Here is a 20,661-nt window from a genome sequence, read left to right on the forward strand (position 1 = left end):
GAGCGCAAGGCCTTTGAAATGGCTTTAAAACAGCTGTTATAGCTATAACAGCTGTTTTTGAGTGCTGTTGCATATTGCCCCGATAATCACTCTGTGAAGCCTGCCAGACCGCCGCTGGTGCAATTTCCGAAAGGAAGCACTGGAGGAACGTCCGGACTGCACAGGACAGCGTAGGAGGTAACACCTCTCCACCGTGAGGTGAGGATCAGAGCAACAGAGACGAGTCGGCTTTTTGGGGCAACCCGGATCGCCGGGTGAAACGGGCAATCTCTACGCGCAGCAATACCAAGTAGGCCAGCGTTGATGTAGCTCCGCAGAGCTGGCGGGTAGGTAGCACCGAGCCGTGGGGGCGACCCCCGGCCCAGATTAATGGCGGTCACACCGCGCGCATCGCAAGATGACGCGGCGCACAGAATCCGGCTTATCGGCGGGCTTCACACTTTATTCAAGGCGGACGTGCTTGCGCAACCATCAGCGGGCCTATTCTTCAACAAAGGCCACCTCGCGCGTTTTCCTGACCGCCGGCAGCAGCACTATAAGCAGCAAGACGATGCAGGCGATAAGCAGGCCTGCGGAGATTGGTCGCGTGACGAATGTGCTCCAGTCCCCGCGCGACAGCAGCAGCGAGCGGCGCAGGTTCTCTTCCATCATGGGGCCAAGGATGAGCCCTAGCAGCAGGGGCGCCGGCTCGGCTTTCAGCTTGTTGAAGATATAGCCCACTACGCCGAAAACACCCACCACCCAGATGTCCCAGGTGTTGTTGTTGGTCGAGTAGACGCCAATTGCACAAAACAACACGATAGCGGGGAACAGAAAGCGGTAAGGCACGGTGAGCAGCTTGATCCAGATGCCGATGAGCGGCAGGTTCAGGATCACCAGCATGGCGTTGCCAATCCACATCGAGGCGATCAGCCCCCAGAACAACTCCGGGTTGCCGGTCATGACCTGAGGTCCGGGCTGGATGTTATGAATCGTCATGGCGCCCACCATCAGCGCCATCACCACATTGGAGGGGATGCCCAGTGTCAGCAAGGGAATGAACGACGCCTGGGCTCCTGCATTGTTGGCTGCCTCGGGGCCGGCCACGCCGCGTATGTTGCCCTGGCCGAAGGGCACCTCGCCGGGACGGGCCTTCAATTTTTTCTCTACGGTGTATGCCGCAAAGGCCGACAGCAGTGCGCCACCGCCGGGCAGTATGCCGAGCGCGCAGCCCAATGCGGTGCCTCGCAGAACGGCCGGTGTCATGTCGCGGAAATCCTGTTTTGTGGGGAACAGTCCCTGCACCTTGACTGCAAACACTTCCCGCTGGTCCTCCCGCTGCGCGAGGTTGCTGATGATTTCGCCGTAGCCGAAGACGCCCATGGCGATGGCCACAAAACCGATGCCGTCGGTGAGCTCAGGAACGTCAAAGCTGAAGCGCGCCACGCCGGAGTTCACATCTGTTCCAACCAGTCCGAGCAGCAATCCCAGCAGGATCATGCCAACGGCCTTGAGCAGGGAGCCCGATGCCAGCACCACGGCACCAATCAGGCCAAGCACCATCAGTGCAAAATATTCAGCCGGCCCGAACTTGAAGGCCAGCTCTGTGAGAGCAGGCGCAAAGGCAGCGATCATCACCGTGCCGACGCAGCCGGCAAAAAACGAGCCTAGCCCTGCAGCCGCCAGTGCGGGGCCGGCCCTGCCTTTCTTGGCCATCTGGTGGCCGTCAATGCAGGTCACGACCGACGATGACTCGCCGGGCAGGTTCACCAAAATGGCTGTGGTGGAACCGCCATATTGCGAGCCGTAGTAGATGCCGGCCAGCATGATGAGGGCAGACACTGGCGGTAATGCGTAGGTGGCCGGCAGCAGCATTGCGATGGTCGCTGCAGGGCCGATGCCCGGCAATACGCCGATCAGCGTGCCCAGCAGGCATCCGACAAATGCATAAACAAGGTTGATGGGCGTGAAAGCCACGCCGAATCCCAGGGAAAGGTGTGAAAGTATTTCCATGTCGTTCTCAGCCTGTGATGAATCCCGGCCAGACGGGGAATTGCAGTTTCAGCGCCAGGACAAATACAAGGTAACTGCCTATGGCCAGAGTGGTTGCGAGGATGAAAGTGGCGCGGAACTTCCAGTCCGCCTGGGCCATGCTGGCGATGAAGGTGAGGGCGTAGATGGCCACGATCATTCCGAATGCGGGCAGCCCGATTGCTGGCAGTCCCGCCAGCAGCAGGCCAAACACGACATTCGCTGCGATGACGTAGACCAGGGGTCGCCACGCCCATTTGCCGATTTTTTCAGGGTCGGATCCGCTTCGGCCTATGGCCTTCAAAGCAACGCCCACACCCACCAGTGCCATGAGAACACCGAGCATGAGCGGGAAATAGCCAGGCCCCATCCGGGCGGCGTCACCGACGTTGTAATTTGTCGCACCCCATGCGAAGGCGGTGCCCACTCCGAGGAACATGAGGCCGCAGTAAAAGTCAGGCTGGTTTTTGATATGCAAGTTTTGTCTCCGTTTTATAAAAAAGCAGGCTGCCCGCTGGGTACCGAGCCAAACTATTCAGTGCGACTCAGAGCAGTTGTTACATGCCTGCATTGCAAACCAGCAAGCCGGTGCTGAAGCGGGCCCCGGCTGCCAGTTCAGCTGTCATCTGCGAGCAGCAGGCCGAAGGGTAGGGCCGATCGCATTTCGCGTAAATTCGTATTTAGCGAGGCTTTACTTCGAAAAAAACGATCAATGCATGAGACAAACCTAAAATCGGGGCGTCTTACACAGCACTTGGGCACGCCATGAATTTCAAGCATCTGCACTACTTTTGGGTCGCGGCGAGGGCTGGAGGCATTGTTCGTGCGGGCGAACAACTGCACACCACGCCGCAAACCCTGTCGGGCCAGATCAAGTTGCTTGAGTCGTCCCTGGGGGTGCGGCTGTTTCGCAAGAGGGGGCGACAACTTGAGCTCACCGATGAGGGACGGCTGGCGCTTGGTTATGCGGACCAGATATTTGCGCTGGGTTCGGATATGCAAAATGTCCTGGGGCAGGCGCAGGAAAGTCCGACCGCCCTGGAGTTTCGGGTCGGTGTCGCAGAGTCGGTTGCCAAGTCCGTGGTTTACCGCCTGCTGGAACCCACGCTGTCGATCGGGCGGCCAATCAGGCTGATCTGCAGCGAAGGCAAGTTCCCCGAACTGCTGGCGCAGATGGCATTGAACCGACTGGACCTGGTGATCGCCGAAGAACCAATTACCAGCCGGACCAATATCAAGGCTTTCAACCATCCGCTGGGAAGCTCACCCATGAGTTTTTACGGTACGCCCGCCGTCAGGGCTAGGCTGAAGGGAGAGTTTCCCCAATGCCTTGACGGTGCCCCCATGCTGGTCATGGGCACATCCGCATCCATCCGAAAGCCGCTGGAGGCATGGCTTACCAAGTACCAGATCAAGCCCCGCATGGTCGGCGAATTTGATGACGGCACATTGATGAAAACCTTTGGGCGCGAGGGTCGCGGCGTATTCATGGCGGCCAGCGTGCTGGACAAGGAAACCGTCACCCAATATGGCGTGCAGGCGATTGGACACTCCGACGAAATAATGGAGCACTTTTATGCGGTATCAGTCGAGCGGCGTGTGAAGCACCCTTGCGTGGTCGCCATCACGCAGGCAGCACGCAAACAGCTTGCCATGACTTGATTCTTTTCCCGGCCGCAACCTCAAGGCGGCGTTTGCTGCCGAGCTCTCAACTCTCGGCTTGATGCGTACCGTGCAGTCTTCGCCATAGCTGGAAGGCCATGAAGGTAACAACGCCAATATTGGCAAGCAACACGCCTGCATTGATCAGGCCGGGCCTGTGTACCAGGTGCGCGACCTCCAGCGGAATGTAGAGCGCGCCCGAGAGCGCCGCCAGCCATTCAGCCCAGGCCTTTTCTTTCCAAAGCCCCCAGGCCTCCAGCCAGCGCACGGTTATGTAGGCGATGGCCACAGGCGCCATGGTCCGCAGGTTGATGGCGTTGAGCAGGTCTGCATAGTGCAGCAGCAACTCGGGGTAATGCATCTGCGGGTCGAGATGAAAACGCCAGAGCAGCGCGAGCGCCAGGCGGTGAACGTCATAGTGCAGCAGCCCCAGCAGTCCCAGCCCGGCGGCGAGTGCTGCAAGGCCCTTGACGGCCTCAAACAGCGCAATCGCGTGCAGCGCACGCCGCCTTGCATCGGGATGCGAATGATGTGGCTTTTCTTCGCCCATCAATGGCCTGCCTGCTGCAACTCCCGAATGCGCTCCACATGCGCGAGCAGCGAGCGTTTGGCAATCGGCCAGACGCGCTCATGCACATCGTCGTAGGCCAGCGGCACCCAGTCGTCGAGCGTACCGCCCGGGTTGGCCTGCATCACGGCCAGCACTTTCGCCTCGCGCTTGAGCCGGTGGCTTTTGAGCTGTGCAATCGCGCCTTTGGCATCGCCCAGTACATAACCGTGGGCCGGCAGTATGAAGGCTATGCCGTGTTCGTCGCAGGCGGCGCTCAGCGCGTCGAGTGAATCGAGGTACGCGGTCATCGCACCGTCAGGCGGGTTCACGATGGTGGTGCTGCCGTTGAGCACGTGGTCACCGCTGAAGAGCAGGCCGTCTTCGACCAGCACCAGGCAGACATGGTTGGCCGCGTGGCCGGGTGTGTGGATTGCTTTGAGGCTATGGGTGATGGGCCCATCAGCGCCTTCGCCAGACAGGACGAGGTGTGCATGGTGTGCAAGTACGATGTCCGGTGTGAACTGGCTGTCGGCACGTGCGGTGGGCAGAGAGGGCAGGCCGTAAATCGGCGGCCTGGGCCTGCCGCCGGCTTCGACCAGCGCCTGCAGGGGTTTGGCGCCGGGTGAATGATCGGGGTGCGAGTGTGTACAGACAATCTGGCGGATGTCACCGCCCGCCGCAGCGTGAAGGCGCTGCAGGTGGTCGATATCGAGCGGGCCGGGGTCTATGGCGATATAGCCTGTAGCCGCATCACCCACCAGGTAACTGTTGGTGCCCGGGCCGGTCATCACGCCGGGGTTGGGCGCGGTCAGGCGCATGACGTTTTTCAAAAGCGCCACGGGTTGGTCTGTCTGCCAGTCGAGGTGGTGCACCATCTGCCCGTCGGGGCTGGTCAGGGCCAGTTCGCCGAAGGGCGATTCATGCTCCATGTAGCGCGCTTCCTTGCCACCGAGAAAGCCCGCACGCGGGCAGGATGTCCACAGGGGCTGCTCTGATGCGCAGGCCTCCAGCACGGCGTGCACGCTGGGGTAATGCTGCAGGCGTTCAAGCGTGCGTATGGTCGGGAAGATGATGAAAAAATTTCCGGCCTGGTGTTTTGCCAGTGCGTCAGCAGGCCGCACCCACATCGGCTCAAACTGCTCGGCTTCGTCGGCCACCGGTTCCTGCCCATGCGGCATGCGTGCGACAAGAAACGGCACGTCAAAGCGGCGCGGCAGGTCGCGGTCCGTGATCCAGTGCGCCAGCACAAACACCTCGTCGCCCGCCAGCGTCAGGCCACGCTGCTTGCATTGCGCTGCAAACGGGGCCTTGCGATCCAGTGCTGCGATGTCGGCTGTTGTGGCATGTGTGCCATCGGCATGCCGCGCCAGCAGCACACCCAGCTCCTCAAAACTTTCACGTATCGCGGCAATTGCCTGCGTCAGGTGCAGGTCGCTCTGTCCCGGCCGCCGGGTGGACTGGCCGTGTGCCTGTGCATCCGCAGCATCAATGCCGCCGCCGGGGAACACATAGGCACCCGGGGCAAAACTGGCGCTCATGGAGCGGCGTGTCATCAGCACCTCAATGCCGTCTGCCGAGTCGCGCAGCAGCAGGACTGTGGCGGCAGCACGAAGGTCTGCGGGTTTGCGCTGAGGGTAAAGGAGTTGCTTTGTTCGTACCATCAAAACATTACATCACGGAGACCGGAATGCTTGCAAAACGTCAAATGCTGTTGGGTATTCTGGTTCTTTCCGCTGCGGCTGGTGCCTGGGCCCAGAGCGGGCCGGCCTGGCCCATGCGTGGTCCCATCAAGCTGGTGGCGGTGTTCCCGCCCGGCGGTTCGGTAGACCAGGTCGCACGCATTCTGGCGCAGCCCCTGCAGGTGCAACTCGGGCAGAGCGTGATTGTTGAAAACAAGGGCGGCGCGTCCGGCTCCATAGGCGCCGCAGCTGTCGCCGCATCACCCGCAGACGGTTACACCTTTGCCGTGGTGTTTGACACCCATGGTGTGAACCCGGCGCTGATTCCCAACCTGCCTTTCGACAGCAAGAAGGATTTGCCGCCCGTCATCCTGGTGGGCACCTCGCCCATGGTGCTCGCCACCTTTGCAGGCAGCGACTACAAAACCTTTGCCGATGTGGTGGCTGCCGCGAAGGCGAAGAAAAACGTCAGCTACGGCACGATAGGCTCGGGCAGCCTGGGCCATGTGGCCATGGAACTGCTGGGCAAGAACGGCGGCATTGCGTGGACGCATGTGCCTTACAAGGGCGGCGGCCCGCTCATGAATGACGCGGTGGCCGGGCATGTGCCTTTGTCGATTGGCTCGGTGTTTGTCACCAAGCCGCATATCGACAGCAAGCGCATGCGCCCGCTGGCTGTGACGACTTCAAAACGCAGCCCCAACCTGCCCGACGTGCCGACCATGGCCGAGAGCGGCTACCCGGGTTTTGAGGCACCCGCCTGGTGGGCGGTGCTGGCCCCGGCCAAAACACCGCCCGAGATCGTCAGGCGCATGAATGAAGAAATCAACAAGGCGCTGAAGAACCCCGAGATCGCCAGCAAGCTGGCGGCGCAGGGCATTGACGTGGTGGGCGGAACACCCGAATCGGCAAAAACCTTTGTCGACCGGCAGATGGATATCTGGGCCAAGGTTGTCAAGGACAACAACATAAAAGCAGACTAGACCGTTTCCGGCTATTCCTCCGGCGTCACGCCCAGCGCCACCAGCAGGCGCGCCACCATGTTGTAGGTTGCGATGGCGGTGGTGAGTTCCACTATTTCCGTCGTGTCGAAATGCTGCTTCAGCGCGGCAAACACTTCATCGCCCACTTTGACGTCAAGTGTCATCTGCGCGGCGTATTGAATCACCAGCTTTTCCACGGCACCCAGCACCGCAGCGGCGGGCACGCCACGCGGGTTTTCCTTCAGCGTGGCCTGCAGCGCGTCGAGTTCGGCCTGTGAGCCGCCGGCCGTGATGAAGTCCGGCGCATGGTGGTGGAATTCGTAGTGCGCACCGGTCAGCAGGGCGACTGTGCAGATGCCCAGCTCGCGCAGCTTGCGGCTGGTCGGCAACTCGGTACGCACCGCCTTGAGGTAGACATTCCAGCCGCGCGCGACGGGCTCGCTCCAGAGTAATGCCTTGTCGAGGTTGATGAGTTCGCCGCCGCGACGCGCCAGGATGGCCTTTACAAGTTCGTCGGGTTGCGGTTTGAGATCGTTGGACCAGTCGGGAATTCGCATGATGGCAATATTCAAATGGGTTCAGGTGAGATCAGGTGATCTCAAGGGCTACAAGAAAGCGCGCCACCATGTTGTAGGTGGCTATGGCGCCTGTGAGTTCAACGATATCGGTCGTATCCATGTGTTTTTTGAGTTCCGAAAACACGGTGTCGTGCACCTTCACGTCGAGTGTCATTTGCGCGGCGTACTGGATCACGACTTTCTCAATCGCGCCCAGCGTGGTGCTGGCTGCAGGCGCGCGGGGGTTGTCCGCCAGCGCGTCTTTCATGGCGTCCAGCTCGGCCTGCGTGCCGCCCTGCGCCAGGAACTCTTTTGAGTGCGCCTGGTATTCAAAATCGGCGCCGGTCAGCAGCGATACGGTCGAAATCGCCAGTTCACGCAGCTTCTTGCTGCCGCCCATGTCCATGCGCACGGCCTTGACAAAAACATTCCAGCCGCGTGTGAAGGGCTCACTCCACAGCAGGCCACGGTCCAGTGGCAACAGTTTGCCGCCCCGGCGTTGCAGCACGGCCTGTACCAGGTCTTCAGGCTGGGGTTTGAGTTCGGGGGTCCATTCAGGCAGGCGCATGGCAGGCTCGGGAAGTTGGTAGAACTGCAAGAGTACAACATGCTCCGCTCAACATGCCGCGATAATTGGCCCATGCGAATCCGCTTTACAAAAATGCAGGGCGCGGGCAACGACTTTGTCATGCTCGACGAGACCAAAGGCCTGCTGGGCCTGACCACCGCGCAATACCGTTTTCTGGCTGACCGCCATTTCGGTGTTGGTGCCGACCAGATCCTGTCGGTGCGACCGTCGCCTGCTCCCGGCATTGATTTTGAATACGTCATTCACAACGCCGATGGCGGCGAGGTTGAACAGTGCGGTAACGGTTCGCGCTGCTTCCTGCAGTTCGTGCGTGAGCAGGGTCTGACAGCCAAGGACTCCGTGGTGGTCAAGACCCTGAGCGGAATCATCGAACCCCGCATGGAGGCCGATGGCCGCGTGCGCGTCAACATGGGTGCGCCCGTGTTTGACTTGTCCAGGGTGCCTTTTGACGCGACTGGTGCATTGCCTGTGGCCTATGGCGCCTGGGGAATGTGGCCGCTGGTGCTTGAGGGGACATCCGCCCCGGTGATGGTGGCAGTGCTGTCCATGGGCAACCCGCATGCTGTTCAAGTCGTCAATGACGCCGAGGCTGCCCCGGTGCTTGAGACCGGTCCGCTGATTGAAAACCATGTGCGCTTTCCAAAACGTGTGAATGCAGGTTTCATGCAGGTCGTCTCGCGCAACCAGATAAAACTTCGCGTCTATGAGCGCGGCGCAGGCGAAACCCTGGCTTGCGGCACAGGCGCTTGCGCGGCAGTCGTGGCGGGCATACGGCTGGGGCTTCTGGGCAACCGTGTCGATGTAGAGACGCATGGCGGCCAGTTGACGATTGAATGGTCTGGCGGGCTCAATGCGCCCGTGATGATGACAGGGCCTGCGACCACCGTGTTTGAATCCGAAATAACCGTCCCCGATGACATCTAGCTTCAACAGCAGAAAGACTGGACAATCCTTCACATGAACCCAACCGACCACTCCATCACCGAAGACGACATCGCCAACTTCCTGGCGAACACGCCCGACTTTTTTGAGCGCCATGCCGAGTTGCTGGCGACCGTGCAGCTGTCCAGCGGCCATGGCAGCCGCGCCGTCAGCCTGCAGGAGCGCCAGGCCGGCCTGTTGCGTGACAAGATCAAGGGGCTGGAGTCCAAGGTGGTCGAGATGATCCGCCACGGCCAGGAGAACGTGGCGATTGCCGAAAAGCTGCAGCGCTGCACCCGCAACCTGCTGCTCACCGCCCATGCGCGCGACCTGCCCGAAACCATTGTGGGCGAGCTCAAAAAGCAGTTCGCCGTGCCGCAGGCGGCCATCAAGGTCTGGACCGTGAACGGCATTTTTTCGGGCGAGTCTTTCAGCAGCGGCATCAGTGACGATGCGCGGGCTTTTGCATCGTCGTTGACCGCGCCTTATTGCGGCGTCAACTCCGGTTTCGAAGCGGCCACCTGGCTGCCGGAACCCGCCTCGGCCATGTCGATCGCGCTGGTGCCCCTGCGCTCGGCAGTGGGCCAGGAGGCCTTTGGCATGCTGGTGCTGGCCTCGCCTGACCCGGAGCGTTTCCAGAGCGACATGGGTACCGAGTTTCTTGCCCAGATCGGCGACCTCGCCGGCGCCGCGCTCACGCGGCTGCTGCCCCAGGCCGACGCCGAATAGACCTCGCCATGAGCAGCGCCGCCGGCCGGGGTTCCGCAACGCAGGTCGCGGACAGTCCGTCTGCTGCGCTGCAGGATGCGGTGCCAGAGGTGGTGCTGGAGGCCGATCCACTGGTCGAGCGCTATCTTGAGCATGTGCGGGTTGAAAAACGCCTCGCACAGCGCACCACAGAACTTTATGCCCTTGACCTGCAAAAGCTGCAGGCCAATTGTCTGCAGGCCGGTGTGGGGCTGACGGCGGTACAGAACACCCACATGCGGCGCTGGGTGGCGCAGATGCATGCGGGTGGCCGAAGTGCGCGCGGCATTGCGCTCATCCTCTCCGGCTGGCGCGGTTTTTACACCTGGCTGGGCCGGGAAGGGCTGGTGGTCAGCAACCCGGTCCAGGATGTGCGCTCACCCAAAGCCGCCAAGCCCTTGCCCAAGGCATTGAGTGTGGACGAGGCCGTGCAACTGGCCAGTTACCAGGGCAATGTGCACGGGGGCGCTGAGAGCAACCCTCTTGCCGAGGCGCGTGACCGCTGCATCACCGAGCTGCTTTACGGCTGCGGCCTGCGTATCGGTGAACTGGTAGGCCTGGACGTGCAGGCCAGCGCACAGGCGCGCGGCTGGATAGACCTGGATGCGGCCGAGGCGCATGTGCTTGGCAAGGGCAGCAAGCGCCGCAGCGTGCCGGTCGGCAGCAAGGCCATGGAAGCCCTGAAGGCATGGATGTCTGCGCGGCAGGGCTGGGCCAGGGATGATGCGGCGCTGTTCATCAACCCGCGCGGCGGCCGCCTCACGCCGCAGCACATCCGGGTGCGGCTCAAAAAACGCTCCTTCAGCGCCGGGCTGGCAACGCCCGTGCACCCGCACATGTTGCGTCATTCATTTGCCAGCCACGTGCTGCAGTCCAGCGGTGATTTGCGTGCAGTGCAGGAGCTGCTGGGCCACGCCAACATCACGACCACACAGGTCTACACGCGGCTGGATTTCCAGCATCTGGCAAAGGTGTATGACGCGGCACATCCCCGGGCGACAAAAGCCGCGGGCAAGACAAAAACCTAAACGGTATCGGTCTGGCGCTCGGGGCGCGGCCTCTGGCGGCGGCGTTTGGACGGCGTGGTTTCGCCGAGCATGAAGACGGCTTTTCTGTCTTCAATTGATACCGAAGCAAGTTTTTCCTCCAGTGCCGTCAGGACGCCTTGTGCGTTCGAGCCCTGGTAGGGCACCAGCGCATAGGCGATGCGGACCTGCGCGATGCAGTCGACATGCATGCCCTTGTAAGGCATCAGGCAGCGCGCGACGATGCGTGGGCCCAGTGTGGCCGCGTCTTCGGCGCTGAAGGGGCCGTCAACCAGCATGCCGAAGCGCCGCTCCGACAGGCGTGCGGCGCTGTCGATCTCGCGCGCGGTCGAGAGCAGGCGCTCTGCCACGCGCAGCGGCAAATCCTCCGCGGCCTTGCGGCCAAAGTCGCGCTGTATCTGGTCGGTGTTGACGATGTCAATGATCATCACGGCGCTCTGGTGCTTGAGTCTTTCGGAGCGTGCAATCATGCGCATCAGGCGCTCGGCAAAGACATGGCCGTTGATCAGGCCGGTGGCCGGGTCAACCCGGTCCAGGCCCTGGATCCGGCGTGTGTTTTCGCGCCGGTGCTGGCTGCGCAGCATCAGGATGACCATGACGATGGGCAACTCGATGGCCACACCCAGCTGGGAGCCGTGCATGGTCATGAAGCTGATGGGCACCAGGCCGGCGTTGCGCGCCATCAGCCACGCACCCGCAATCAATATGGGGGACAGGCCAATCATCAGCCACGGGGCGAACCGGTCGCCACGCTTCCATGCCCAGGCCATGGCGTAGACGGCCAGCACCTGCGGCAAAAACACATAGAGCGAGAAGATGCCCATCCGGCGTTCGACAGGAACCAGCGCCAGCGCCACGGCCATCACCACGCCCAGCACAGCCACGGCCATCAGGCCGCGGTGCAGCCGCAGCGAACGCTCGGGCAGTGAAATGGCGGCCGACACAAACATCAGCGTGCTGGCCAGTTCGAGCGTGGGGAGCACGGATGTCGACACGTCGTTCCACCAGGCTGCGTCTGGCCACAGGTGCAGGCCCGCAATGCCGGTCAGCGTGGCCTGCGTCAGGGCCATCAGTGTGACCGACAGGGCGTACCAGCCGTAGGCATGGTCACGCAACGAGATGGCGCTGATGGCCGAGACAAGGACAGCCAGGCCGGCCAGGCCAAAAAAGATGCCAAGAATCAGCGAAACCCGCTGCTCCGAGTGGTTCAGGAACCCCTCGCTGACAAACTGGAGCGGGGCGCTGAACCGGTGACCGTTCTCAAGGCGCAGCAGGTACTGGCTGGGCGTCTCCGCTGACACGGCGATAGGCAGTAATGGATGGCGATGGGGCACCGGCCATTTGCTGACGGCCACCAGGTCACCGGCCTTTTGCTCGTTCCATTGGCCAGACATGTCCAGTGTGTAGAGCGAAGCCCTGTTGATGGACGAATAGGGGAGCTCGACATACCAGCGTTCCGCGTCGGGGGCCGGTGGCACGGTAAAGCGTATCCACAGGACGCTGCCGGCCGTGGCCTTGTAGATCGCGTTCCTGTCCGTCGGTTGCCAGTTGACGCCTGCTCCGGCGGCGACTTGCAGTGCGGTCAATTTCGCGCTGGCATCTATCCAGTAGTCGCCCCAGTCTTCCAGCGCCACGGGCTGTCGCTGGACGTCCAGGTCAAGCACGGTGCGTGACCACGCCGCCGGGCTTGCAAGGGCAGCAAACAAGCCTGTTGCAAGTATTGCAAGCAACATTGCCCGCATCTGCATCGATATGTACTTAAAAAACATTAACCAGGCATTGTCGCAAAGTTTTGGCGCTTGCGGCGCGCCGTGGCTGACAGTTCCTGCGGCCATCTGGCTGCGCACGCGACAATAGCGGCATGAAGACCTTAAGACTCAGAGAAGGCAAGGAAAAATCCCTGCTGCGGCGCCACCCCTGGATTTTTGACGGCGCGATTGCCAAAGGCAGCGGTGATGCGGGTGAAACAGTCAGGGTCGAGGGCCATGACGGCCGCTTCCTCGGCTGGGCTGCGTTCAGCCCTGAATCGAAAATCCGAGCGCGGGTCTGGAGTTTTGATGAGGCCCAGCGCATTGACGACGCCTTTTTTGCGGCGCGCATCAAAAGCGCAATTGCGGCACGGCAATTGTTTGACATCCAGAGCGATGGCATGCGGCTGGTGCATGGCGAGTCGGACGGGCTGCCCGGCCTGGTGGTGGACCGCTATGGCGATACCCTGGTCGCGCAGTTCTCAAGCTGCGGCGCCGAGCGCTGGAAGGATGTCATCGTCAAGGCGATGCTGGCTGAAACCGGTCTGAAGCGCCTGTATGAAAGGTCAGACGCAAGCGTCCGCTCGCTTGAAGGCCTGCCGGAAGCCACAGGGTGGCTGGCGGGGTCTGGCAGTACCGCCATCACCCTGACCGAACACGACTGGAAATTGAGCCTGGACATCGCCGAAGGCCACAAGACCGGCTTTTACCTGGACCAGCGCGACAGCCGCTACAAGTTTGCGCAATATACAAAACGCAGGCAGTTTCAGCGCGTGCTCAACTGTTATTGCTACACGGGCGGTTTCACTGTGGCGGCGCTGGCGGGTGGCGCGGCGCACGTCACGTCCATCGATTCGTCCGGCCCGGCGATTGAACGCGCCGCCGCCAATGTGGCCCTCAACGGTTTTGACGCCAGCCGCACCACCATGATGGACGCCGATGTGAACGCCTCGCTGCGGCAGTTCATCGCCGAAGGCCAGACCTTTGACGCCATCGTGCTCGACCCGCCCAAGTTTGCGCCCACCGCCGCGCACGCCGACCGCGCCGCGCGCGCTTACAAGGATATCAACCGGCTGGCGCTGACCCTGCTTGAACCGGGCGGCGTGCTGTTTACCTATTCCTGTTCGGGCGGCATCAGCGCCGACCTGTTCCACAAAATCGTCGCCTCGGCCGGCATTGATGCCCAGATGGACGCCTTTATCAGCGAGCGCATGGGCGGCGCGCCTGACCATCCCATGACGGTGACCTTTCCCGAGGGTGAATACCTCAAGGGACTGGTGCTGGTCAGAAAGTAACGCCGGGCGGTTGGCGCAATGGCCGGCGAAGGCCTGCCAGAGAATTTTGCTGTATACGTCAAAAATTTAACGTATACATTAAAATTTGACATCCAGAGGGCCTTGGGTGCCCCGGAACGCGAAAAAGCAGCTCCAGAATGTCAAAAAAGACCTCATTTCAGGCATCAAAACAGCCTCTAGCCCTTTAAATACGCACGTGAGGAGCTATAAATTAAATAGCAAAATCTGCAAACCGGAATGTGAAACAGGTACGTCAAAGCAGGTATTCAGAGGCCCTGAGTACGCTGCGGGGCCTGACCGCTAAACTCCTTGCTTCGCCGACAGCCGCAGGCCCGTCCTTTTGAGGCTGGCCAGCGGCCTACGGCGCTTTATTCAGCGGTTTTCGCTGCGGTTTCACCAGTTTTCAGTTTTTAGGCAGACACCATGAGCTTGATTCCCGTCACCATACTCACCGGCTTCCTCGGCTCTGGCAAGACCACGCTGTTGAAGCGCATCCTCACCGAGGCCCATGGCCAGAAGATTGCCGTCATCGAAAACGAGTTCGGTGAAGAAAACATCGACAACGACATCCTCGTCAACGATGTCGAGGAAAACATCATCCAGATGAACAACGGCTGCATCTGCTGCTCCATCCGCGAAGACCTGCGCGACACGCTGCAGCTGCTGGCCACCAAAAAGCGCAAGGGCGAACTGACATTTGACCGCGTGGTGATTGAAACCACCGGCCTGGCCGACCCCGGCCCGGTGGCGCAGACCTTTTTCATGGACGAAGAGATCGCCGAACAGTACCTGCTGGACTCCATCCTGACGCTGGTAGACGCCAAACACGCGCCCACCCAGCTCAATGACCGTCAGGAAGCGCGCCGCCAGGTCGGTTTTGCCGACCAGATATTCATCAGCAAGTCTGATCTTGTCGCCAAGGACGAGGTCGATGCGCTGATGCACCGCCTCAAGCACATGAACCCGCGCGCGCCGCAAAAGACGGTGCATTTCGGCGAAGTGGCCATCAATGACGTGTTTGACCTGCGCGGCTTCAACCTCAATTCCAAGCTGGAGATTGACCCCGAGTTCCTCAAGGAAGATGACCATGACCATGCCGGGCATGACCACGAGCATGGCGAGCACTGCGACCACCCGTCGCACGCCCATGAAGGCCACGGCCACCATCACCACCATGATGATGACGTGAAGAGTTTTGTCTTCCGCTCCGACAAGGCCTTCAGCGCCGCCAAGCTGGAAGACTTCCTGGGCGCCATCGTCAATATTTACGGCCCGCGCATGCTGCGCTACAAGGGCGTACTCAATATGGAAGGCACGGACCGCAAGGTGATCTTCCAGGGCGTGCACCAGCTCATGGGCAGCGACCTTGGCCCGGCCTGGGGCGCTGACGAGAAACGCAACAGCAAGATGGTCTTCATCGGCATCGACCTGCCCAAGGATATTTTGATGCAGGGTCTGGAGCAGTGCCTAGGGCCTGCCATCCCATAAATCGCCTCCGCGCTGGGACTGCAAGGGATGCAGCGCTAGGCGCAGACCGCAGGCCGGGGTCATCCCCGGTCAAGGGTTGCAACGACGCGGGGCATCCCTTGCAGCCCAGCCCTTCGGGTGGCCCCCGGAAAAGACTGCACTCGTTGTTGCGAAGCCTCACCGGGGATTACCCCGGCTTCGTTTCGCGCCTAGATTGCAATCCTTTCCGGGGGCCACGCGGAAGTGATTTATGGGATGACAGGCCCTAATTTGATGTAGGCTGTCCAGACTTTCTGGAAAAACGCTGAAATGCGTGGTGGAGCCTCATGTTTGTATCGATTCCCCAACGGTTTGTTTCAAGACGCTCACGGCCTCCCGGCCAGCCGCTACAATCGCGCGCCGACTGCAATACCCGGGCCTGCGCCCTGAGCCAGGGCACAGGGTTTGCAGCCAGGTTTTCTGTTGAAGCGATAAAAGCGGCATCCAGAGGAGACATCGAGTGAAAGCACCTGCAAAGAAGACGAAGGCACCGGTTAAAACCGTGGCCAAACCTGTGGGAAAGACTGCGGTGAAAGCCGCTGCGAAAACAAAGCCGAAAGCTGTCGCCAGGCCGGTTGCCGTCAAGGCCGTTGTCAAACCTGCTTCCAAACAAACTGCCAAGCCTGCCGCTGCCAAAAAACCTGTGCCCAAATCCCCCGTGAAACCTGCTGCAAAAAAACCGGCCGCCAAAGCCAAACCTGTCGCCAAACCGGCACCAAAAAAGCCGGCCGCTCCGGCCAAGGTCGCCAAGGCTGCCAAGCCGGTGAAGGCTGCCGCCAAGGCGCCAGCAAAAGCGCCTGCGAAACCTCCTGCCAAGGCGGCTCCGAAAGCAGCAGCCAAACCTGTCAAGGCAGCCAGCCCGGTGAAAGCCGCAGCACCAGCCCCGGCACCGGTCGCAGCACCCGTCGTCCGGCCTGCTGAAAAATCCTCACAACTCCCGCCGCCCCCGCCCCTGAAGCCCGGGCGCAGGAGTTCTGCCCGTGCACATGCACAAATGCCCCCCCCCGCACCGATGGTGCCTACCCATGCGCCAGACGCAGCCAAAGCCAGCTACTCAACAATGACCGAACGCGTGATCGCGCCGCCACCCCATGTGGCCGCCAAAAAAGACCCGAAGCTTGCCAATAACTGGAAGACGAAATCTGCCGAAACCCTGACCGACGAAGAGGTCAAGGCCATGCCCGACAGCGAGTACATGAACGAAAAGCAGATGGCCTTCTTCCGCCACAAGCTGTCCATCCTCAAGCAGGACATCCACAACAGCGCCGGCGAAACCACCGAGCACCTGCGTGAAGACACGGTCGTGGTGCCTGACCCTGCAGACCGCGCCACGATTGAAGAAGAACACGCACTTGAACTTCGCACCCGCGACAGGGAGCGGAAATTGCTCAAGAAGATCGAGCAGTCGATTGCGCGCATTGACTCCGGTGACTATGGTTATTGCGACGAAACCGGCGAACCCATCGGCGTGGGCCGGCTGATTGCCCGACCCACCGCCAACCTGTCTCTTGAAGCCCAGCAGCGACGTGAGCTCAAGCAGAAAATGTTTGGCGATTAACGCCAGGCCCGGCACCTTTTAAAGGCCTTTGAAGCGCGTCCCATGTCCAAAGAAGACACCTCCGCGGGTTTGCTCTCCAAGGTAGTGAAGTTCGTCCGCAACCCTGCGACGAGCTGGTCTGATCTTGACAACAAGGAAACAGACCGGGACGAAGCCCTGAGCAAGCAACTGCTCAAGGAAATGATAGAGCGCAAGCGGCGCAACGATTTTGTGCGCAAGCGCGAGTTCGACATGCTGCGCAAGATGCGCAAGCGCGAAGCCATGGTGGGTCAGGACCCCGGCGCAAGGCCCTCGTTTTTCCAGAGCAGCATGCCGTCCAAGCCGGATGACCGCGCCAACACGCTCAAGAAGATCGACGAGATCGAGGCGCAGATGTCCATGCAGTGGTGGAAGACCAAGCAGGGTGGTGCCTCCACTGCTGACTCGGTCAACAGCTCGTTGTATCCCTCCAGCCGCGCACCTGTAAACGCTCCCCCGCCCATGGCGTCTTCGGCACCTCCAAACTCGGTGCCTGTCGGTTATGCGAGCACCGAGCCCGCCAACCTCGAAATGATGGCCAGGCTGGCGGCGCAGAAGGCCGCTGCGGCTGCGGCAAAACCGCCGGCTGACGCGCCGGCGCCGCGCATCGATCTGGCCCCGCTTGATTTCCCCTCTTTCTCGCCGCCGCCTCCTTCTGCCCCCTCTCGGCCGATGGTTGCGAATGCGCCCGTGCAGGCCGCAAAATTCGGCGGCCTTGCCGGTGTGGGTGTCAGTGACGAGGGCGCGCCCAGCGGCTTCTCGCCGTCCCGCATGATGGCGGTTGATGTGGCCGAAGTAGCCCACGATGCGGAACTCGAAGAGGCTTCCATCCGCTTTGCCAACGGCGATGATGCCGGCGCAGAGGCCGGGCTGCTGGAAATGCTGGCACCCGGTGGTGCCCGGGTAGCCCACCCTGAAACATGGATGGCCCTTTTTGATTTTTACCGCGCGACAGCGCAGCAGGACAAGTTCGAGAGCGCAGCCATACAGTTTGTGCAGATGTTTGACCGTTCTGCACCGCAGTGGTTTTCCATGCCCGACATGGTCCATCAAATAGGCTCGTCCGGAGCCCCGGCGGCCGCCTCCGGGCAGGCCGCCGACTGGATCAGCCCCTCATCCATGGGCGTGCAAACCATTGCGGCGATGAAGGCTGCGCTCGCCAAGGCGCCCATGCCCTGGCGGCTGGACTGGAGCAACCTCAAATCCATTGACCAGGCGGCAGTCACGCCGCTGTGCCAGGTGTTCAGCAGCTGGTCCGCGCAGCCGGTGCAGCTTCGCTTCATGGGGGATGCACAGCTGCAGCAGGTGCTGCAGAAGGCCACGCCCTCCGGGCAGCAGGAGACGCCGCAGGACTGGTGGCAGTTGCGCATGGAAGCCTTGCGTGTCACTCACCGGCCGGACGAATTTGAACTCGCTGCGCTGGACTTCTGTGTGACCTATGAGGTCTCCCCGCCCTCATGGGAGAGCGCCCGCTGCGAGTACAAACACATCGAGAAAGACGGCAGCGCCATCGCTGGCCAGACCATCATCGGTGAAGCCTATCGCGATTCCGCACCATCCGGCCTGAGCAGTCATATGGATGGGGACACCCAGATGGAAGGGATGTCCTCACAGATGAGCAGTGTGATGTCGATTGAGTTGTCGGGACAGGTTGTGGGGGACGCCATAGGCATGCTTGACCAGCTGGAGAACAAGCTCCTGGGTGCCGACATCATGGTTATCTCATGCTCCAGGCTGATACGCGTTGATTTTTCCGCTGCCGGTACCCTGCTCAACTGGGTATCTGCAAGGCAGGCCGAGAACCGCAGTGTCCAGTTTTCAGATGTGAACCGCCTTGTTGCGGCCTTCTTCAATGTGATCGGTATCACCGAGCACGCCCGGGTTTTCACGCGCGTGGACTGACCCCGCAGGCACCCCGCGCGGTGTGCGGCATTCCCTGCTCTTCTGCTCCACTCCGCTCGCTTCCTTTCCCTCACCTTCCTTTGCTGTCCGTGTGCGCAGGTGGCCTTCGGCGGTCTCCTGTCTCGCGAGACATCGGGTTTGGCGGGATCTTGCCTGTCGATGGAGTGGCATTCCGGCGGGCAGTTGCACGCGCTTCAGTGGCCTGGCCGTTCCTGGCGCAAATGCCGTCCTGTCAGGCACAGATCTTCCCAAACCTGAACAAAAAAACACCGAAGCCTTAAAGCACTACTTTCATTGCACGCGCTAAGTGCTTAATGTAGAACATCTTTTGAATTTCAAAAGACTTGTAGAGATGCTTCTAAGTCATTGATTTCATTGAAAAAATTTGTTTCAAAGCCCTTGCGTGGTAAATCTTTCCTGCTAAAGTGGGAGGAAGTGCAATTTAGTGGTGAAAAGTGTTTTCTAAGGGTTTTTAACTGTGTTTCAGGGCGCTTCTTTTGTAACTCTCGATACCAAGGGTCGGCTCTCCGTGCCAACCCGGCATAGGGACGTCCTGAGCGCCACCAGTGCAAGCCAGTTGACCATGACCAAGCACCCGCACGGGTGCCTGATGATTTTCCCCCGCAGCGAGTGGGAAAAATTCCGTGACCGCATCGCATCGCTCCCCATGCAGGCCCAGTGGTGGAAGCGCATCTTTCTCGGCAACGCCATGGATGTTGACATGGATGCCACCGGCCGCGTGCTGGTGTCGCCCGAATTGCGCGCCGCCGCCGGCATCAGCAAGGACACCGTGCTCCTTGGAATGGGCAACTACTTCGAACTCTGGGATGCGGCTACATACTCCGCCCAGGAAGCCGAACAGATGAAGGGCGAAATGCCCGACGTCTTCAAGGACTTTTCGTTCTGAAAGATGACGGTGCAGGACACATGGACACACCGCACCGTCTTGTTGAACGAAGCCATAGAGTCGCTTCACATCAAGCCGGATGGACATTACATCGACGCGACCTTTGGGCGCGGCGGACATTCACGGCTGATCCTCTCGCACCTGTCGCCCGAGGGCCGGCTGACGGCCTTCGACAAGGACCCGGAAGCGATCGCCGAGGCCGGCAGCATCAAGGACGCGCGATTTTCGATTCGCCACGAGGGCTTCAACCAGCTCGGCGAATTGCCTGCATCAAGCGCCATGGGCATCCTGATGGACCTTGGCATCAGCTCACCGCAAATCGACAACCCTGCCCGCGGATTTTCGTTTCGTTCGGACGGCCCACTGGACATGCGCATGGACACCACGCGCGGCCAGAGTGTGTCCGACTGGCTGGCAGATGCATCCATCGAGAGCATGACGGAGGTGATTCGTGACTATGGTGAAGAACGGTTTGCTGGGCAGATTGCAAAGGCGATTGATCGTCGCCGACAGGAACGGGGCCCTCTTCGAGGCACCGCTGAACTGGCCGAAGTCGTGGCTGGCGCGGTCAAAACCCGCGAGCCGGGCAAGGACCCTGCAACGCGCACATTTCAGGCTTTTCGGATTTTCATCAACGCCGAGCTTGAAGAGCTTCAACAGGCGCTAGCTGCATCGCTGAAAGTATTGCAAACGGGAGGCCGATTGGTGGTAATCAGTTTTCATTCACTTGAAGACCGTATCGTCAAGCAATTCATTGCCGAGCACTCGAAAGAAGTGTTCGACCGTCGTGCGCCCTTCGCCGAGCCCAAAAAGATGAGGCTCAGGGGGTTGGGGCGCATCAGGCCTTCCGACGCAGAAGTGGCGGGCAACCCGCGCGCACGCAGTGCCGTGATGCGTGTTGCGGAGAGGACTGAAGCATGAGCGCAATGTTTTGCCGCCGGGCCGCCCCAAGGCAAAATGCGGCCCCCTCGGGGGGCGGCGCA

The 20,661-nt window shown here is 60.9% G+C and carries 18 protein-coding genes and 1 other RNA gene; 12 read left to right on the forward strand and 7 right to left on the reverse strand.

The genetic code is table 11. The features are described 5' to 3' along the window. The first annotated feature begins 95 nt into the window (after positions 1–95). Positions 96–440, forward strand: an RNA gene (gene rnpB / locus HYX42_RS06955) — RNase P RNA component class A. A 40-nt stretch (positions 441–480) separates the two neighbouring features. Here the strand turns inward: rnpB and HYX42_RS06960 are convergent. Together HYX42_RS06960 and HYX42_RS06965 are read right to left on the reverse strand one after the other, a co-directional pair. Further along, positions 481–1,992, reverse strand: coding sequence for a tripartite tricarboxylate transporter permease (locus HYX42_RS06960; RefSeq protein WP_293401249.1), 1,512 nt, complete (start codon positions 1,990–1,992; stop codon positions 481–483). Between the two features lie 7 nt (positions 1,993–1,999). Then, entirely contained in the window at positions 2,000–2,488 is a 489-nt protein-coding gene (locus HYX42_RS06965; RefSeq protein WP_293401251.1) for a tripartite tricarboxylate transporter TctB family protein, read from the reverse strand. Between the two features lie 287 nt (positions 2,489–2,775). On the opposite strand from HYX42_RS06965, the gene nhaR reads away from it, so the two are divergent. Continuing rightward, entirely contained in the window at positions 2,776–3,672 is an 897-nt protein-coding gene (gene nhaR, locus HYX42_RS06970) for a transcriptional activator NhaR (RefSeq protein ID WP_293401253.1), read from the forward strand. A gap of 46 nt (positions 3,673–3,718) precedes the next feature. Here the strand turns inward: nhaR and HYX42_RS06975 are convergent, their stop codons facing one another. Together HYX42_RS06975 and HYX42_RS06980 are read right to left on the reverse strand one after the other, a co-directional pair. Next, complete coding sequence (locus HYX42_RS06975; RefSeq protein WP_293401255.1) at positions 3,719–4,222, reverse strand: DUF2127 domain-containing protein; 504 nt, start codon at positions 4,220–4,222, stop codon at positions 3,719–3,721. Continuing rightward, positions 4,222–5,883: an MBL fold metallo-hydrolase gene (locus HYX42_RS06980; RefSeq protein ID WP_293401257.1), complete on the reverse strand. Its 1,662-nt coding sequence runs from the start codon at positions 5,881–5,883 to the stop codon at positions 4,222–4,224. The genes HYX42_RS06975 and HYX42_RS06980 overlap by 1 nt, the downstream gene beginning before the upstream one ends. A gap of 26 nt (positions 5,884–5,909) precedes the next feature. Here HYX42_RS06980 and HYX42_RS06985 point away from each other — a divergent pair, with 26 nt between their 5' ends. Further along, positions 5,910–6,884, forward strand: coding sequence for a tripartite tricarboxylate transporter substrate binding protein (locus HYX42_RS06985; RefSeq protein WP_293401259.1), 975 nt, complete (start codon positions 5,910–5,912; stop codon positions 6,882–6,884). 11 nt (positions 6,885–6,895) lie between these two features. On the opposite strand, the gene HYX42_RS06990 is transcribed toward HYX42_RS06985, so the two are convergent. Both HYX42_RS06990 and HYX42_RS06995 read right to left on the reverse strand, forming a co-directional pair. Then, positions 6,896–7,441, reverse strand: a complete 546-nt coding sequence (locus HYX42_RS06990; RefSeq protein WP_293401261.1) for a carboxymuconolactone decarboxylase family protein — start codon at positions 7,439–7,441, stop codon at positions 6,896–6,898. 31 nt (positions 7,442–7,472) lie between these two features. Beyond that, positions 7,473–8,039: a carboxymuconolactone decarboxylase family protein gene (locus HYX42_RS06995; protein WP_293401263.1), complete on the reverse strand. Its 567-nt coding sequence runs from the start codon at positions 8,037–8,039 to the stop codon at positions 7,473–7,475. Positions 8,040–8,081: 42 nt separating this feature from the next. Between HYX42_RS06995 and dapF the strand changes: the two genes are divergently transcribed. The 3 genes from dapF (at position 8,082) to HYX42_RS07010 (ending at position 10,726) form a co-directional block, all read left to right on the forward strand. Next, positions 8,082–8,954 (forward strand): diaminopimelate epimerase, encoded by an 873-nt coding sequence (gene dapF, locus HYX42_RS07000; RefSeq protein ID WP_293401265.1) that lies wholly within the window; start codon positions 8,082–8,084, stop codon positions 8,952–8,954. Positions 8,955–8,987: 33 nt separating this feature from the next. Next, positions 8,988–9,680 carry a DUF484 family protein gene (locus HYX42_RS07005; protein ID WP_293401267.1) on the forward strand — a complete coding sequence of 231 codons (693 nt, stop codon included), beginning with the start codon at positions 8,988–8,990 and terminating at the stop codon, positions 9,678–9,680. Between the two features lie 68 nt (positions 9,681–9,748). Then, complete coding sequence (locus tag HYX42_RS07010; RefSeq protein WP_293402416.1) at positions 9,749–10,726, forward strand: tyrosine recombinase XerC; 978 nt, start codon at positions 9,749–9,751, stop codon at positions 10,724–10,726. Here HYX42_RS07010 and HYX42_RS07015 read toward each other — a convergent pair. After that, positions 10,723–12,477, reverse strand: coding sequence for a 7TM diverse intracellular signaling domain-containing protein (locus HYX42_RS07015; RefSeq protein ID WP_293401269.1), 1,755 nt, complete (start codon positions 12,475–12,477; stop codon positions 10,723–10,725). The genes HYX42_RS07010 and HYX42_RS07015 overlap by 4 nt on opposite strands. 128 nt (positions 12,478–12,605) lie before the next feature. Here HYX42_RS07015 and HYX42_RS07020 point away from each other — a divergent pair, with 128 nt between their 5' ends. The 6 genes from HYX42_RS07020 to rsmH all read left to right on the forward strand — a co-directional run bounded on the left by HYX42_RS07020 (position 12,606) and on the right by rsmH (position 20,599). After that, positions 12,606–13,787: a class I SAM-dependent methyltransferase gene (locus tag HYX42_RS07020; RefSeq protein ID WP_293401271.1), complete on the forward strand. Its 1,182-nt coding sequence runs from the start codon at positions 12,606–12,608 to the stop codon at positions 13,785–13,787. Between the two features lie 423 nt (positions 13,788–14,210). After that, the gene (locus tag HYX42_RS07025) at positions 14,211–15,275 is read left to right on the forward strand and encodes a GTP-binding protein (protein WP_293401273.1); all 1,065 of its coding nucleotides are present in this window, start codon (positions 14,211–14,213) and stop codon (positions 15,273–15,275) included. Between the two features lie 478 nt (positions 15,276–15,753). Then, complete coding sequence (gene dksA, locus HYX42_RS07030; protein WP_293401275.1) at positions 15,754–16,851, forward strand: RNA polymerase-binding protein DksA; 1,098 nt, start codon at positions 15,754–15,756, stop codon at positions 16,849–16,851. A 42-nt stretch (positions 16,852–16,893) separates the two neighbouring features. Further along, positions 16,894–18,771 carry an STAS domain-containing protein gene (locus tag HYX42_RS07035; protein ID WP_293401277.1) on the forward strand — a complete coding sequence of 626 codons (1,878 nt, stop codon included), beginning with the start codon at positions 16,894–16,896 and terminating at the stop codon, positions 18,769–18,771. A 478-nt stretch (positions 18,772–19,249) separates the two neighbouring features. After that, positions 19,250–19,678 (forward strand): division/cell wall cluster transcriptional repressor MraZ, encoded by a 429-nt coding sequence (mraZ, locus tag HYX42_RS07040; protein ID WP_293401279.1) that lies wholly within the window; start codon positions 19,250–19,252, stop codon positions 19,676–19,678. 9 nt (positions 19,679–19,687) lie between these two features. Continuing rightward, a complete protein-coding gene (gene rsmH, locus HYX42_RS07045) occupies positions 19,688–20,599 on the forward strand; it encodes a 16S rRNA (cytosine(1402)-N(4))-methyltransferase RsmH (protein WP_293402418.1) in 912 nt (303 codons plus the stop codon). Positions 20,600–20,661 lie beyond the last annotated feature (62 nt).

The organism is Polaromonas sp. (assembly GCF_016185115.1).
Lineage (GTDB): Bacteria > Pseudomonadota > Gammaproteobacteria > Burkholderiales > Burkholderiaceae_C > Polaromonas.

Bases quoted from the DNA above. Each gene is read 5' to 3' on its own strand.
- HYX42_RS07035 (WP_293401277.1), top strand. From the start codon at position 16,894: ATGTCCAAAGAAGACACCTCCGCGGGTTTGCTCTCCAAGGTAGTGAAG.
- HYX42_RS06975 (WP_293401255.1), bottom strand. From the start codon at position 4,222: ATGGGCGAAGAAAAGCCACATCATTCGCATCCCGATGCAAGGCGGCGT.
- HYX42_RS06980 (WP_293401257.1), bottom strand. From the start codon at position 5,883: ATGGTACGAACAAAGCAACTCCTTTACCCTCAGCGCAAACCCGCAGAC.
- HYX42_RS07025 (WP_293401273.1), top strand. From the start codon at position 14,211: ATGAGCTTGATTCCCGTCACCATACTCACCGGCTTCCTCGGCTCTGGC.
- HYX42_RS07005 (WP_293401267.1), top strand. From the start codon at position 8,988: ATGAACCCAACCGACCACTCCATCACCGAAGACGACATCGCCAACTTC.
- HYX42_RS07015 (WP_293401269.1), bottom strand. From the start codon at position 12,477: ATGTTGCTTGCAATACTTGCAACAGGCTTGTTTGCTGCCCTTGCAAGC.
- HYX42_RS06990 (WP_293401261.1), bottom strand. From the start codon at position 7,441: ATGCGAATTCCCGACTGGTCCAACGATCTCAAACCGCAACCCGACGAA.
- nhaR (WP_293401253.1), top strand. From the start codon at position 2,776: ATGAATTTCAAGCATCTGCACTACTTTTGGGTCGCGGCGAGGGCTGGA.
- dapF (WP_293401265.1), top strand. From the start codon at position 8,082: ATGCGAATCCGCTTTACAAAAATGCAGGGCGCGGGCAACGACTTTGTC.
- HYX42_RS06985 (WP_293401259.1), top strand. From the start codon at position 5,910: ATGCTTGCAAAACGTCAAATGCTGTTGGGTATTCTGGTTCTTTCCGCT.
- HYX42_RS06960 (WP_293401249.1), bottom strand. From the start codon at position 1,992: ATGGAAATACTTTCACACCTTTCCCTGGGATTCGGCGTGGCTTTCACG.
- HYX42_RS07020 (WP_293401271.1), top strand. From the start codon at position 12,606: ATGAAGACCTTAAGACTCAGAGAAGGCAAGGAAAAATCCCTGCTGCGG.